This window comes from Actinomadura alba, assembly GCF_014323705.1.
Classification (GTDB): domain Bacteria; phylum Actinomycetota; class Actinomycetes; order Streptosporangiales; family Streptosporangiaceae; genus Actinomadura_C; species Actinomadura_C alba.
Map to the genome: position 1 here is coordinate 110,450 of NZ_JABVEC010000009.1, position 15,157 is coordinate 125,606.

At 62.7% G+C, this 15,157-nt stretch carries 7 protein-coding genes; all 7 read right to left on the reverse strand.

Features of this window, described 5'->3' with window-relative positions; all coding sequences use genetic code 11:
• Positions 1-323: 323 nt before the first annotated feature.
• Positions 324-2,066, reverse strand: coding sequence for an MrfA Zn-binding domain-containing protein (gene drmB, locus HKK74_RS14190; RefSeq protein WP_187243663.1), 1,743 nt, complete (start codon positions 2,064-2,066; stop codon positions 324-326).
• Positions 2,063-5,218 (reverse strand): helicase-related protein, encoded by a 3,156-nt coding sequence (locus HKK74_RS14195; RefSeq protein ID WP_187243664.1) that lies wholly within the window; start codon positions 5,216-5,218, stop codon positions 2,063-2,065. Before HKK74_RS14195 ends, drmB begins: the two co-directional genes overlap by 4 nt.
• Positions 5,215-7,029, reverse strand: a complete 1,815-nt coding sequence (locus HKK74_RS14200; protein WP_187243665.1) for a UvrD-helicase domain-containing protein — start codon at positions 7,027-7,029, stop codon at positions 5,215-5,217. The genes HKK74_RS14195 and HKK74_RS14200 overlap by 4 nt, the downstream gene beginning before the upstream one ends.
• Positions 7,026-11,744 carry a DEAD/DEAH box helicase gene (locus HKK74_RS41410; RefSeq protein ID WP_187243666.1) on the reverse strand — a complete coding sequence of 1,573 codons (4,719 nt, stop codon included), beginning with the start codon at positions 11,742-11,744 and terminating at the stop codon, positions 7,026-7,028. The genes HKK74_RS14200 and HKK74_RS41410 overlap by 4 nt, the downstream gene beginning before the upstream one ends.
• 111 nt (positions 11,745-11,855) lie before the next feature.
• Positions 11,856-12,470 carry a KpnI family restriction enzyme N-terminal domain-containing protein gene (locus tag HKK74_RS14210; protein ID WP_187243667.1) on the reverse strand — a complete coding sequence of 205 codons (615 nt, stop codon included), beginning with the start codon at positions 12,468-12,470 and terminating at the stop codon, positions 11,856-11,858.
• A 1,345-nt stretch (positions 12,471-13,815) separates the two neighbouring features.
• Positions 13,816-14,631, reverse strand: a complete 816-nt coding sequence (locus tag HKK74_RS14215; RefSeq protein WP_187243668.1) for a hypothetical protein — start codon at positions 14,629-14,631, stop codon at positions 13,816-13,818.
• Positions 14,632-14,713: 82 nt separating this feature from the next.
• Complete coding sequence (locus HKK74_RS14220) at positions 14,714-15,097, reverse strand: very short patch repair endonuclease (protein ID WP_187243669.1); 384 nt, start codon at positions 15,095-15,097, stop codon at positions 14,714-14,716.
• Positions 15,098-15,157: the final 60 nt, after the last annotated feature.

Consider the following 15,157-nt stretch of genomic DNA (forward strand, 5'->3'; position numbering starts at 1 on the left):
GTCATCAACCGTACGAGCAGGACGGGCACCCTGCAGTGCTGTTAGCGCAAAAAGATCAGTTGCGTCCACGGAGGTGTTGTACGAGTTTCCGCTGGTGACGGGCGTGCCATCGTGAGCTGAGGACGGCCATCGCGCAGATCCTTCGAAGTCGACCAAGACTAGAAGCGGCCCTCAAGCCTATCGCGGAGACGACCTACCGATGGCCTCACGCCACGGTCCGACCGCCCGGATGATTCCCCTCGATGGCTCGACCCCAGCGACCCTCACCGCACGAACCACGCAGGATCGCCAGAGCCAAGAGCGCTGAGCACCCATCAGGGGCTCTATTTGAAGGAGAAAAACCCTAGAGCAGGTTCCTCTGGCGTGCCTCCCAGCAGGGCACGATCGAGCAAGGTGTTGAACTCCTCGCAACTCGTTTCAGGGAGAAGGACACACGAGTGGCAAGCGGCACGGTTCAGGTTGTCAATGCCACTGGTGTCCGACTCGATGCACAGTGGGTCGGCGGAGCACCAAGACGCTCGGTCGATGGCCCTACGCACAGTAGCGGCGAGAGTGCCCGACTCAACCTGGGCGACAATGCCACCGAGACTCCCGGCGGAGTCGCTGGTGGCCGTGTAGACCAGGAAACCGGACATCTTGTCGGACACGTACAGGCGCTCACGCAAGGAAGCCGCGGGATACCCCGAGTCCAGGCTCCACTCATTGATAATCGAGTGAGCCAGAGTATGGATCATGACCAGTCGCGGCGTGATGTCTCGGTCCGGGATCAGGCCGAACCGTGCGAAGCGCTCTCGGTAGGCGGAGTCGATAGGAACCACGCGCGCCTGAACCCCGGGGCGTGATTCCCACTCGGCAAGCCGAGTGGCATCCAACCGGAGGAAGACTCCCTCTCCGATGACTTCGATCGCAGGCAGCCAATCAGGCCGGTTCTCAGCCGAGTAGAGCGACGCCCGCTGCTTGGCATTCGCCGTGCTGGGTGCGGCCAGGCGGGTGAACCCTCTAAGCACGCGTACCTCACGAAGTCGTTTGACCCGCATCACCTTGTCGATGGCAAGCTCTGCTGCGATGGCGTCGTCCGACCAGGGTACGCAGACGAAATCCTGCTTGCCCTGCCTCTCTCCGGTGGGTCTGGTCAGCGCTTGATACTCGTCGAACTTCAGCGCTGCATCGGAGGTGTCCGTGAGACCGGCATCATCCTGGCGACGTCTCTCCACGGCCTGAATGATCTCTTCGACGCTGAACAGCCGATGATTGTCGAGCTCCAGCTCTTCAAGGCGGTCACGCAGGTCTGGCGCCTTCTTGAGGGATCTCCAGTGGTGCTTCACCAGGTTCTGGACGCCCTCTGACCACGGCGGGATCGAGAGCGCGGAACGCACATCGGAGAACCAAACGCCGGACGCACCTCGCTGCATTGCCCTCGGAAGCTGTTCGCAACGTTCCGTTGGCACGTCGCTAAGCCAGGGGCGCCGGCCCGTGCAGGCGCTGATGCCCTTCAGAGCCCCCTTCCTCAGCGCGCCCTCCATGGTGACCGGGCGTACACCGCACGAACAGGAGATCTCGATGTCGCCGAGCGAGGCGCTACGGCCCGTGGCCTTCAGCCTTAGTTCATGCCGTTGAGAGCCATCTCCGGTGGAGTCGCCACCCTTGTGCAGCCAGCGAAAGTAAGGAAAATCGTCGATGTGGCCCGCGGCACAGCAGACGACGAACCTGGACGGCACCAGTTCGCGATCGCACTCCTTGCACTTGGCGGGACTGCGGGTCGCGCCGAAGAACTTCGCCTTCGCCAGTCGGTTGCACGCTGGGCAGGACTGGATCTCAGGGAACCGAATAACCGGGATGTCTCCGTACTTGTCGCTGTCGGATGCTGGAGGGAGCCGAAAGCACTCCACCCCGAACTCCCTCTCGAGCCTGCGCTCGTGGATGGTCTGGTCGAAGGGGCCGAGTTCGGGCCAGCGGTCGAGCCCGGCCACCATGAACGACTCGCTGCCGACCGCTATCAGGGAACCGACCCCATAGGTCGTGATGAGCTGGGCCCGCCGTACGCCCCCGATGGGCTTCCCTTTCACCGCGCACCCCTGTCCAGGTAGATGGTCGACTCGACGTCGACGTCTCGCAGACTCCACAGCGTCGCGAACGAAGACGCGGTCGCATCATCCGACTCGTCCCAACGACCAGCATCGACCAGAAGGCCGGGTTGTCGGTAGCTGCCGTAGGTGAGCGTCGGGTTCTCATCGGCCGCTTCGCGCCACTGAGCGATGATCTCTTTGATCTGCTGATCCGTCGCATCTCGCTCAGCCGGGCCAGCGACCCGCCCCACGCGGTCCAGGATCCGATCACAGATAACGCTGAGTTCATCCTCGAAATCGGCGATGTCTGCGGCGGCCTCCTTGGGACGGGCCATCGGGATCATCAGCCGGGCCAGAGCGACGATGGCGGCATGCAGACCACGGTCGCGGGCACGCGCCGAGAACGGCGTCACGCTGGTCGCCTCGACCTGTCGATAAAGCGCGGAGTGATACGAAGTGAAGTTCTCGTAATGTGAACGGTCCCTGGATCGCGCCCCGTTAAACAAAGTAACCACAAGTCCAGGCCACTTCCGGCCGACCCGACTGGTCGCCTGGATGTACTCGGAGGTGGACTGAGGTTGTCCCATCACGACCATCAAGCCGAGGCGATTCACATCGACGCCCACGGAGATCATGTTGGTGGCGAGGATCACGCCCAGTGCGTCTGGGTACGGCTTGGCCATGTCCTGGAGGTGGCCGGGGATGGCGCTTGACGGCTCGCGACTGGTCAACTCGATGTCACGACCGATGTCTCGTCGTTTCTGGCCGAGGCTTTCCTTAAGAAGATCGAGACGATCATTGACGTCGTCCTGGACCTGAAGCTTGGCGCCACCGAGAAGTCGGAGGCTGTTGAAATACCCCAGGAGGGTCCAGTAAGCGTCGCGAACCTCGTCGTCCCCCTCGATCGCCTGGGCGTGATGGAGCAGAGCCGCATATGTACGCACCATCAGGCTGGTCTGGCTGGTGGCCGGCGCCATGAGGCCCACGTAGAGTCTGCTCGCCTTCCTCGAAGGTGGCGTTTCAACCGAGAAATAGGAGTCTCGTGCATCCAGCCCGGGCGGCGGAAACTGCTCCACCCGACGGTCGAACAGCGCGAGGCCCTGGTGCACAGCACGGCGGATCGTGGCCGTGGAGGCGACGACTTTAGGCCGATCACTGATCAGATCGACGGCTGTCTCGTAGAGACCGGCCAGAGTGCCCAGCGGACCGGAGATGAGGTGCAGCTCGTCTTGAATGACGAGTTCGGGCGGTGGTTCGGAGCTGAAGTGGTTGAAGAGGTTGCCGATCTCCGGCTTCCAGGGAAACCCGGCGAACTTGTCCGCCGTCGCAATGATCAAAGTGGGGCGTACCGAATAGATGGTCTCATCGACCACGTGGACCGGAAGTCCTTCGGCGAAGTCGCAGCCCGCCGTGCCGCAAGCGATCACCAGCCGATCGTCTGAGACCTTGTAGTCATAGTGGTCGAGAGCGGTGCCGCACCAGCAGCACGATCGAAGTTGGACCGGGTTCTCCTCCTGCACCTCATTTTTCTTGGCGAGCTTCCGTAGGGAGCGCTTGGTCTCATCCAACGTGTTGGGCGTGGATCCACGACCCACCCACATACCGATGGAGATCTCGCTTTGGCCGAGACGGCCGGCCGTCTCCCTACGCAGCCACTCCATGCAACACATGAGGAGGGCGGCACGCTCGAACTGCTGGACCGTCAGCAGGCGAAGCGTGTAGCGCATCAGGACGGTGACCCCACCACCGTTCCGCGGGTCGCGGAATCGCCGGAGGAACGTGGCGAAGGCGATCAAACCTAGATACGCCTCGGTCTTGCCACCGCCGGTGGGAAACCACAAAACATCGGCGATGCCGCGGTCATCCGACCTCGGATCCGCTAGTCCCCGGAGGGAAAGGAGCATGAAAGCGATTTGGAACGGCCGCCATGTGCCCGCCGCCTCATCTGGCGATGTTGACTCCCGGTTCGGGGACCTCAGCCATTCCGTACGGGCACGCTGCATGGCCATGGCCCGGTTTGCAAGTCGGAACGCCTCCATGGGAGCCGCGTCGGTGGGATCTGCCAGGAGCTCGATCCCCGCATCCATGCGATCGCAGGCCTCCGAACACCGTTTCAAGTGTTCGGAGGCCGTCTCGCGAAAGCTGTCGGCCGAGATGCTTTGAAGCTGCCCGCTCCTACGCTGAATCCACGCACGATAGCCCGATGTCAGGGTCTTCAGCGCGGCGATGACCTCGGCGTCGGATGCACTCGCGAGCCGATGCATTCCGAGTCGGCTCACGTCGATCTCAGGGTTGGAGTCGGCCAACCGGAGGTCGTAGGTGGGCACGAACGTCGTGCGAACCCATCGGGTGGTGGGAGTTGTGGCCATGTCGTTGATGGCGACCTCGATGGGCTCCCACTCCACCGCGCAGCCGTGGCCGGTGGCGAAATTAGGCGCGTGGCGGTAGAGCAGCCTGTAAGCGTTGAGTTCCTCGTCCGTGTCTGCGGAACCAAGCGATGGACGCTCCACGAAGGGGGAGGATCCGTCTACGGACCGTACCGTGATGCGCGGCTGGAAGAAGGCCATCCCGTCTCGGTCGGCAGCGTCGCCCGATGATTTGAACTGGTTGAGGAGAGCCAGCGTGACAGCCGAGACTCCTTCGGGATTCGCCGGCCGTGCTCGAACGAAAAGTTCAAGATTGTCGGCTAGCGCCATCCGCTGCTGGCCTGCCTCCGAGATCTTGATGCTTCGAGGCTCGATCGCGAGGCTCGTGCGCCGCCACGATTCCTCCGCCACGGAGCTGGTGCGACTCCGACGACCTTCTACAGGGGCATCGGTCACATAGCGCGCGGCCTCTACTTCGACCAGGATCGCATCCGCGACCGTGACGTCGACGGAAAAGGTCATCCCCATGGAGGACGGGTAACGCACGTTGGCCATGGTCACAGCCGGGTCGGGAACATCGCCTGGGTGCCTGTTCTCCGGCTCTTCATCCAACGCATTGCCGTCGGCGACGCTGTCCTGGGATTGCGGAAAGAGGATTCCGGCGGCGTATTTTGTGATGGGTGGGTCCGTGATCGTCTCTTCAAATGCACCGGTCGGACCGACCAGGTCTCGTTCCAACCGGGTGACCAGCTCGCGGCGGAACGCATAATGCTTGTCGAAACTCACGACCGCTCTCCAGCCCAGTCGAAACGGCCCAGTCCTACGATCCGTGGTCGAAGCCAAACGCCTGACCAGCCGAGGCCGGCATTGAGGCCGGCGGCTTCACGGCCGATCACGGTTTCCATGGTATCCACTCGGAGGTCCTTGATCTTAGGGGGCAACCTGCGGTCGCGACCGGGCAGAAGCGCTCTGAACGCTCTGGCGAAGGACTCTGTGGTCACACCAATGTGGCGACCTTCATGATCCACGGCGTATGAGGCAAAGTCCTCGGAGGAGATGACCGGAAGCCGAACGAGCGCGACGGGGTCACCCTCTCGTACGGCAGTCGCCAGGTAGTTCTGGATCTCTTGTGGATCTTCCTCGAAGCCGAGCGTGCCCGGCGGTTCCTCCCAGTTGACGTCTTCCGAACGGATCTCCATGCCGAGATTTCGCCCGGCCTTGAAACCCAGTTCGGCCCACCGCCCGTCCCCCTGCCGCTGGAGGCGACCGGTGGTGAGCTTGGCGATCGGCTTCACGTGGATTAGGAGGTCACGAGGGCGGGTCATCGCCACATACAGCAGTCGAGCACGCTCGGCCTGCTCGATGGGATCGTCCTCGGGTGCATCGCCTGGATCCAGGACGATGACTTGATCGAATTCGAGCCCCTTCGCTCTGTGGATGGTGGAGACGACAAGCCCTTCCGACGTCTGTTTCGTAAGCTCATCGGGGAAGTCTCCACGGATCAACCGCTTCCGGATCGCGGGAAGATCGAGCGTCTCACCGCGATGGCTTGGGTCCATGCGTCGAAGGAGCTCCCAGGAGGACTCCGGATCGGGACCGGCGTTCCTGAGAACCTCCAGGACCTCGCGCTTCTTCGGCTGCTTGGAATCAAGTTCGCGGTAGAGCGAGCCGACCCACGAAGGGATGACCTTGTCTTGGGCAGAATGCTGGAGGCGATGCCGAACACCGAGGTCGTGAAGCCGTCGTGAAACCAGGAGGACTTCATCGTTCGATCTGCACAGCACTGCGGTCGTACCTGTCATACGAGCCATGACGGGAGCTGCTTGATCGATCGTGCCTAGGGAGTCCCCTGCCATGAGCACGCTGCGCAGGCCTCGCTGAATCTCGGCGAAGGGTGCATCCACGGGCCCCAGCGCATCGCCGAAAATGAGCGCCGCCCTGGCCTCCGGCTCGCGAGCACGGAAGTTGCCCGCGAGCGAGACCTCAACAAGGTCGTCGTTGAAGTGTTTGCGCACCTCCGCGTACAGCCGAGCGGCGCCCTCCAGGCGCTCCTGTGGGTCGTCAAGCTGGAAGCCGTAGATGCCTTGGGCAGGATCACCTAGCAGGGTGAAGCCCTCGATGTCGGTGCCCAATAGTGCCAATATAAGCTCGGCGCGATCACCGACGAGATCCTGGACTTCGTCGACGATGAGATGACGAAGCTCACCGATCAGTTCTCCGGCATCCGGGTCTTCTTTGATCAGTCGAGTCGCCTCACGGATCCGTGGTCCGAACCCCTGGCGCTGCCAGAGGCCGTCTGGTACGACCTCGGATAGCAGCCAGGTCGCAAAGGAGTCGAACGTCCGAACGTCGACATGCGCGGCGGCTGTTCCAAAGGTGGTCAGACGCTGCCTGACCTCGCTGACCGCTGCGCGCGAGAAGCTCAGAACCAGCAGCTCGGACGGTTCGAGTTCCTCCTCCTCGATGAGATGGGCGAGGCGATGGACCAGAGACAGTGTCTTGCCGGAGCCCGCGGGAGCCGTCACCAGGAGACGAGCATCAACAGTTTCCTCAACGAGCTGCCGTTGCTGCTCCGTCAACTGAACGTGGGTGGTCATCGGCTCTTCCAGAGGTACTCGAACTGGCGGAACGCGAGCTCTTCGCCGTATTGGGCGATGTTGTCGGCGACGTTGATGATGAGGCACTCCTCCTTGCCGCGGTTCAGCGGACCGCGAATGCCTCGGCCGATCATCTGCTGGTAGACGTTGGGGCTGTACGTCGGCCGAGCGACGATCACGGCCCGGGTCGCCGGCGCGTCGAATCCCTGGGACAAGACGTTGTAGTTGGCCAGGACGCGAATCTTGCCCTGCCGGAACTGCTCGATCGCATTCCGGCGCTGACCAAGATCGGTATCGCTCGATACGGCAGCGGCTGATAGTCCCTTGCGGGTGAGAAGCGCTGCCATGGTCTGGGCATGATTGACGGACGTGGCGAACAGCAGGATCGGCCAGTCGTCCGGCAAGTCGAGGATCTTGTCGATCAGGATTCGGTTACGGACCGTGTCGTGGCCGAGTCGTTCCTCGGCCGAAGCCGGCAGACGACGCAGTTGTTCGAGTGTGTCTCGCTCCCGCGCGCTCAGATCGAGCCTGGCGCCCGGGAGTTCCTCGTGTTTGACCTGGGCCAGCACACCGAGCTTCTGCAGGGTGGCGTACGGCTCGGCGCCCAGGAGCTCCGTGCCGTCCCGGTGATGGTCCAGCCGGTTTCGGCCATAGCGAGCGACCAGCCGGTCGGACTCCTCGGTATTGGTCCCGCGGAAGGGTGTTGCGGTCAAGCCGACCAGGGGGCATCGCGATCGATGCGGAGTCAACCCAAGCGCAGCCAAGACCTGCGTGTATCGCGGACTGATCGAAGTATGTGCCTCATCCACGACGACGGCTTGGGCTTCGCGTAGCCACGCGTATTCGTCAGCGCCGATGACCCTTTCCAACTTGGCGTCGGTGGCTATGACGAGGTGATATCCCTCTCCCACGGGATCCGCTTCGTTCGTGGTCCACAGTCTGCTGATCGTCAGCTGCTGGGCCGGACCAGTGTGGCGCCACACCATTTGCCACGTCTGGACCGCCTGTTCGCACAGCTCCTCCGTCTGCGCCACCCACAGAACAGGGATGGAGACGGCCTCGGGCGGAAGTGATCGCAAGCGGCGGATGATCGCCTCGACGGCGACTCTGGTCTTGCCCGCGCCGGTAGGCAGGCTGAGCATCCCTCGTAGGGCGGGTCGGCTTTGGAGCACATCCAGAATCCGATCGACCATGAGTTCCTGGTAGTCATGCAAGGCCGGGAAGTCCACGGGGCCTTGCACGGTGAGCACCGGGTCGAGGCCGGGCTGCCGGAACCCGGCATACTCAGCGGGGAAACCAAGATCCGCTACGAATGTCTTCGCCTGATGGTTACCGGCCATCTGGGTCGGTACGGGAAATCCTCGATCCTCTAGTTGCTGTCGGAACTCACGCAGAACACCTGATCCGTACACGGCGAGCGCCAACTCGGCGACGGTCCGGTCGTCGACCGGGCCTTCCTCGGCCTCGACGACGTCGACCAGACCGTACGGCAGCCGTTCCCGGAGGACGTCGCCACTGAGCATGGCCACCAGTTTGTCTCTGAGATCCGACAGTTCTCGAACCTTGACGATCTGCTGGCCTCGCTGGATGTCCCTACGGTGTTGAAGGACCTGCCGACAACGTTCGTCCGAGAGTCCCAGCCTGAGGAATGCGTTCAACTCCCTGAGGAGCGCCAGATCATCGCCACGATCGAGCCAGTAGATCGTCTCATCGCGCCGGCCGATGTCGACCGGTTCCGAAGTCTGGCCCGAGGGTGTACGGATGAGTTGCTCCAGGGCCTCACAGCGCAGCAGGTCGAGGCCGCGCAGCGGACGCCCGGGTTCGAATTTCAGCTGCGGGAACACATCCTCCAGGGGGATCGGCTGACCTGAGTACGACGCACGGATTTCAGTGATGTAGACCTCGTCGAAGGTCTTCATCCCCCACTGGTTCACGAGCTGGGCGACGTTGTCCGACTCGGGAACGAGCAGAGCCGGGGTGCCGCCTGCCATGAGACGTCGGTACTTACTGGAGTCCGCAGTGGCAACAGCCTCCGCAGGGGGGCAGGTGATCCACGTCTCGCCCTGACGGCAACGAATCTTGGGAGGAGCGCTCAACTGCGTGGCGGCAAGCGCATACAGGGCGCCGAGCTCCACATGTCTCTCACTCTCAAGAGCCTGGTTGAGGAGCGACAGCCACAGAGTTCCCTTGATCTCCTCCAAGGTATTGGCGAGGCCGAGAGCACGTGCAAGCCCGGGATCGAGATCGGCGACCGGCAGGACGCGAGCATGGTCCGTCAAGCCGGGACCGACACAGTCTGCGATGCGACGGATTCCCATCGACGTGGCGAGCCTGCCGCTCTTCTCGATGGCCCATACCAGCGGTGACGGAATGGGCAGGGGTGCGTCATCGGGACGAGTGAGCGCGTAGACCGTCCAGGTGGTCACCAATCCCTTGGGCGGCAGGTTCTGGATGAATCGGGAGCGCGCCGCCGGCGTAAGGCCGGACAGAAGCCCGAGGTGCCCGGCCGGGGGGGCGCCTATGACCACGATCTTGCCTTGCTGTGGCCTGCGATCGCCTGCCGGAAGGACCTTGTAGTACCTGTCGATCATGCTCGACTTGTAGTCGTAGAACCACACCGCCGACGAAGGGGCCACGTCAGGAATCGGCGTGTCAGACATACCCAGCCGGCGCAGCATTTCCATGTCATCGTGGTGGAAATCCTCGTCCACCACGAATTCCGAGTCATCGGGACTCCCGGACGGGATGACGGCGCCAGGGAGAAGGCAGTCGCTCAGCCGTTTGTAGGTCCCGGCACGTGTGCGGACCTTGAGATCTGCAAGGGCGTCTCGACTGATCAGGTGCTCGATGGACCGCTCGGTGCCGGCCTGTCGAGCAAGCAGCCAGAGCCGGTCCCAATCTGGTCCACGGTAGTTGACGAAGCCCCCGGAGACGGCCGCGGAGAAGCGACCGAAAGCGTCTGCCTCCTTGATGTCGAGGATTTCGAGGGAACGAGAGACGGCAGGGTCGTCCTCCAACTCCGGGTCTACGTAGACCGTGTCCGCGGCGGGGGGATCCATCGCCGTGCGCCGGAAGACCCTCCCCTCTAGAGGGGGGACCAGCCGTCCGTCCGCCGTCCGCAGAACCGCGGATCTGCGTGCCTGATCCTTGTACGGGTGACCCTCGGCGACCAGCTCTGCAACGATCGACAACGCAACGGCCGATGCAGCGACTGAACCATCGGAGACCAAGGCCTCCAACCACTCCTGGACTGTGGCGGCCCTACCTCCTGACTCCTCGATCAGCGCGTCGGCGCGGGCTCGTCGCGTCGCTGTTCTTTCGACGGAGGGATGGCACCACTCAGCAGGACGACCAGGGTGGGTGGCCCACCGCTCGACCCATGTCTTCCAGCGCCGCACGGCGTCGGCATCGGGTGATGGTGCTTTCGGGTGGATCCGCACGTCTCCAGGGCGCTGGAACACCCCTTTTTGATCAGGTAGAGAGCGGTTGTGCGCTGCCTCTGCGCGGACAAGGTCGGTGAGAAGCTCGTCTGCCCAGTTGCGAACCTCGCGTCCGCGCGCGGTGATCAGTTCCAATGGCCGCGCAGGATCTTCAGAGGTGGCGAGTTCCGGCAGGGAGGCAACGATCAGTCGAGCGGCCTCCTTCATCAGTTCCTCGTTGAAGACGTTGCCCTTGAGGATATGCTGGCGATCCTCATTGGTCTTCCAAGCGGCGTTCAGGACGCCACTCAAGGTGGTCTTGTACTCCGTGGGAAAGAACGCCCAAAAGGTGCCTTCTTTCTGCCAGCCGGAGTCCGGAACAGCCCAGGCGATGGGAACCGCGACACGGTTGCGATACTCGCCGGCGTCGGCCCACGCGTCGTCGGAGAGAGGGGAGTTCGTCTCGAAGACCGACCACTCCAAGGGCTCCGCTTCGACACCGTTCTCGATCACCTGGAGCGAGCGGCGACTACCTTCGCCTCCCACGAGGATCTCCCTGCGGTACGTGACGTTCCTGCGGTCCTCCAGAATCACGCGGCCGGCGTGTGGAGAGAACACGGCGAACACGGCCGGGAACTCCCGCAGTTGCTCAGCCAGCTGATGAGCGAACCTGCCGTCGCGTAGCGGAAGCTTGACCACGGTGGTGGCCCAGGACATCAGTTCGTTCAGCGTCGGGTCGGCCATGCGCTCCCGGTCTGCGTCAAGTAGATGCGCAATACGAAGCACCGGTGTGGGCCCTGCCCCGGGGATGCGTTCCGCAATCCGTTCCCGAGCGCGGCTTGCAGACCATCCGAAGGAACCACTGCGGCTGAAGAAAAGCGGCTGATCGGAAACGCTCAGGACGGACTTGAATCCGACGCCGAAGCGCCCGATCTCCGCACCGCGCTTGCGTGACAGGTGCGATGCCAGAATGGTTCGGGCGCCTTCAGCAGTGATCGGGTTGCCGCGATTCGCGCAGTACAACGTCTCCGCCGCGAGCACAACGTGGATAAGCCCGTGACGAGCGACCCGAAGCTCGTCGGCGCCGTTTTGGATCAGCTCGTACAGCTGCCGATGTCCGTACCCTCCCTCTCTGATGGACGTCTCGATGTTCGCATGTTCCTCGATCAGATCTGCGTTGGCCACATAGGACTGGAGGCACGCCTCAGACTGAGCCAGGACGACCTGACCGACGGGGCCGTCCCCTCCTGACCAACCAGAGCGTCCGGCACGCTCGGCCTCGTTCGGACTGACCACTGGGATCCGTTCTCCTCACGAACACGAGGGATGTGTCTGCTGTCACGAGGGATGTCTGCTGTAGTGACGTTATGCCAGAGAGGTACGACAGATGAGTGAAACCTACGACCGTTATGCCTCTAGGTTCGCCAGACGGTAGTGGCCAGGAAGGATCTCTTCGGGGGCGTCGTCATGCGACTGAATCAGCCACCCCTGATCGATCAGTTCGCGGAGCTCCTGGCGCCATGTAGGGGTCTTGGCGACACGTTCCAGCTGCTGCGGGCTCGCTGGCCAAGGGCTGATGTGCAGGAGGTACTCGATCAACCTCTCCACGGGGCTCGTGCCGCCGACGGACTCGATGGTCTCTTCGCTCGAAGCGACGGATTCCTCCAGATGAGGAGCGGTCAGCCGGTAGGGCGCCTCGGCGCCCGAGCCGAGGGTGTCGATGTCCCAGCCGACCTGACGGAGTTCGCGAATACGCCGTGCCCACGCCCGAATGGCCGCAACGCCCTCCAGTTGATGGGGCGAGATCGCCTCCCCGGAGTGGCCACGGAAGTATAGGAGGAGTGCTGTACGGGCGCCACCGATAACATCCTGGCGCACTTCGGCGAGAGCATCGCGTGATTCAGCGAGATGCGCGCCAACTTTGGCTGCGGTCTCCAACCAGTCCTGGGGCCTCAGGTCTTCTCGTGGCGTGGCCTGCACGATGGCCAGCGCGTCTTTGAGTGACTGTTCGAGCTTCTCCAACTGCTCTCTATGATGGAGGAGCCGACCGCTCTCGGCAGGGGGAATGTCCATTGAGCTGCCATTGCCTTTCGTCCGTCATCGACGCGGGCCGACCTTCAGACTCTCATTGTTGAAGTTGTGGGTTTGCCTTATTGGCACGCTGACGCAGAGCCCATACGTCTACATCGCATGGCTCTGCACGCAGTCCGAACAAACCGTCACGTTGTCACCGCCCAGGCCTTCAGGCTAAAGAGCACATCCAGGCAAGGAGGTTTGCGAGCGCCTCGAATCGAACCGCACTCGGGGAGAGTATGTGGTTCTGGGCGAGTATGTCAAGAGGAGGTCACGCGAGCGCTGCAATTAGGGCGGACTAAGCATGAAGCGCTACAAATGGTGCAAGTGGTGCGATTATAGGACGAAATGCCATATATCACGAGTTTCGCGCAGTTTCGCGCGTATTGGTGATCGCCCCTTGCGTCCAAGGCTGTTCATGGTGAACCCTCGTGTTGCCCGGGTTTGGCCCGGGTTGATGGTGCAGTCCTTCGCAATGCCATCAATGCACATGCACGGATCCCTGGTCGGGCGCAAGTCGATGGCATCCGTGCACACAATGCAAAGATGACCGCCTTTCAGTCGGAGAAAAGGTGTTAGGTCTAGAGTCATGAGAGCATCGTGCCCAGCGTAAGACGAAAGTCCGCCACTCGACGGAGAATCATCCAGACCGCCAAGCGAGCAACTCCTATCCCAATTGCAGTTGCAAGCTACTCCCTGGCCGAATTCTCGGGCACGGAGCCAATTCCAACCTGGGTGCCTGTGGCCATGTGCGTGGCCTGCGCACTCTTTGCGGTTGTCGACAAGATCACGGACTTTTTCCTGAAACTCGTGATAATCAGGGGCTATCGCGAGGACCATCGGCGAAGCGATGCTGACGACTATGTCACGATGTTCCGCGAGCTGAATCAGAGGTGATGACCGTCGGCTCGTCGCGCAAGGCGTCTCGGAGTGCGCAGTAGCGCCAGGGCCATTCCCCAGCCCCGGCGGCGCCTACCGAACCCGGAAGGGTTGCGAAGGTGAGGGCTCTTGAGGAGCTCTTGTCGGAGCTGAAGCCTTAGGTTGATCGGACCCCCGCGCTCATCGGCCGTCTGAAACAGAGTTCCGCCGCATCCTGGCCGTCCAACCCTTCTCTGCCCGCCCCGAGGTCAGAACGGCGTGGATCTCTGAGGTGACCGATGTCCCCGTTGACACCATCCAGTCGATCGGCCCATGGCGCGAAGCCAAGGCCTGCCCTCCGATCTGGGCCGAAGAGATCCTCACCCGGGCCGGCTGGTGACAGGGCACGATTTCCATCGCCACAGGATGCGGGTCATCACCTCGTCAGGGATAGATCCGGATCGATTCTCCGTGCCACGGACCTGACTTCGGCGAGCGACGGGAGGAGCACCTCTCCGAATCGGCTCGCCGCAGGCAGCCGAATTTCAACGAAGCGAAAGGGCGGCTGAGCACCGCCGAGCATCTCCGTGACCGAGATCTTCCGCCCGACCCCTCTCTCACGGTAGCGCCGGTTGCCGACGTAGAGGCTTACCACCGTGTTCTGGTACCAGGCATCGACCCTGAAGAGTGCATCTGCCAACGGGTGAACTCGCACGTCCAGACCGAGCGCTCGCCAATGAGAGACGACGTACACCTCCCGAAGGAACGAGTAGTAGGCGTTGCCGACCCTCCAGCGGATCGCAGAGTGGACCTCGAACTTGCTCCATCGATCTCCGTACTGCTCGAGAACCTGCTCCGTCATGAGGATGGACGGCGTCCAGAGCATCCGGTCGGCCAGGGGATCTTCTCGGATGAAGCTGAAGAACTGCTGCCAGGTCAAGATCCGTCGTTCCTTCTCGATCGCATAGTGGAGTACATGCGTGAAGGCGAAGGCGGGATTCCAGCTCTCGATCGGCTCTACGGCGACGGCCATGGTCTTCTGCACATTGTCGAGGGCGTGATCCGTCGACCGGCACGTCTGCTCCACGTGGGCGGGGTCGACCTCGTGTAGCAGACGCGTTCGATGCCCGCTCACGTAGTCGACGACCTCCGTGCGGGATTCGTCCCCCAGCCATTTCGAGTAGGTCCGCTGGGCACGCGGCGTGACGTTGAACCGTCCAACAACGTCGGCCGCCGTGGTCTCGAACCCCATCGCCTGCCCCCTACCGATCGATCGGCGATCAAGATGGCAAGAGCGATGTTAGCGATCAAGCTGACATTTTGGACAGTGCGCGTCAGGCGTGCCCTCGGCTCGCGCGCACGACCGATGCAACCTTCAGTGCGGCTTCGCCGGGGTCCTCGTGTTCCCATATCCGCACGGCCACCCAGCCCGCGGCCTTGAGCAAGCCATCGGTCTCACGATCACGTGCGCGGTTCTTTACGACCTTGTCGGCCCAGTAAGCAGCGTTGATAGCCGACTTGGTGTGGTGGTCGGGGCACCCGTGCCAGAAGCATCCATCCAGGAAGACCGCCACCTTGGCACGCGTGAAGATCAAATCTGCTGTTCGTCTCACAGCAGGGAGCGGCCGTGCCGACACTCGGTAGCGAAGCCCCAAAGCGTGAACCGCGCGTCTGAGCGCCAGCTCTGGCTTGGTGTCACGACCTTTGTTCGCCCGCATGCTCCTGCGCACACCGGGGCTCGATGCGACGGTCGGCCGCATAATCTCAGTGAGGCACGC

Bases quoted from the DNA above. Each gene is read 5' to 3' on its own strand.
- HKK74_RS14200 (WP_187243665.1), bottom strand. From the start codon at position 7,029: ATGACCACCCACGTTCAGTTGACGGAGCAGCAACGGCAGCTCGTTGAG.
- HKK74_RS14215 (WP_187243668.1), bottom strand. From the start codon at position 14,631: ATGGGGTTCGAGACCACGGCGGCCGACGTTGTTGGACGGTTCAACGTC.
- HKK74_RS14220 (WP_187243669.1), bottom strand. From the start codon at position 15,097: ATGCGGGCGAACAAAGGTCGTGACACCAAGCCAGAGCTGGCGCTCAGA.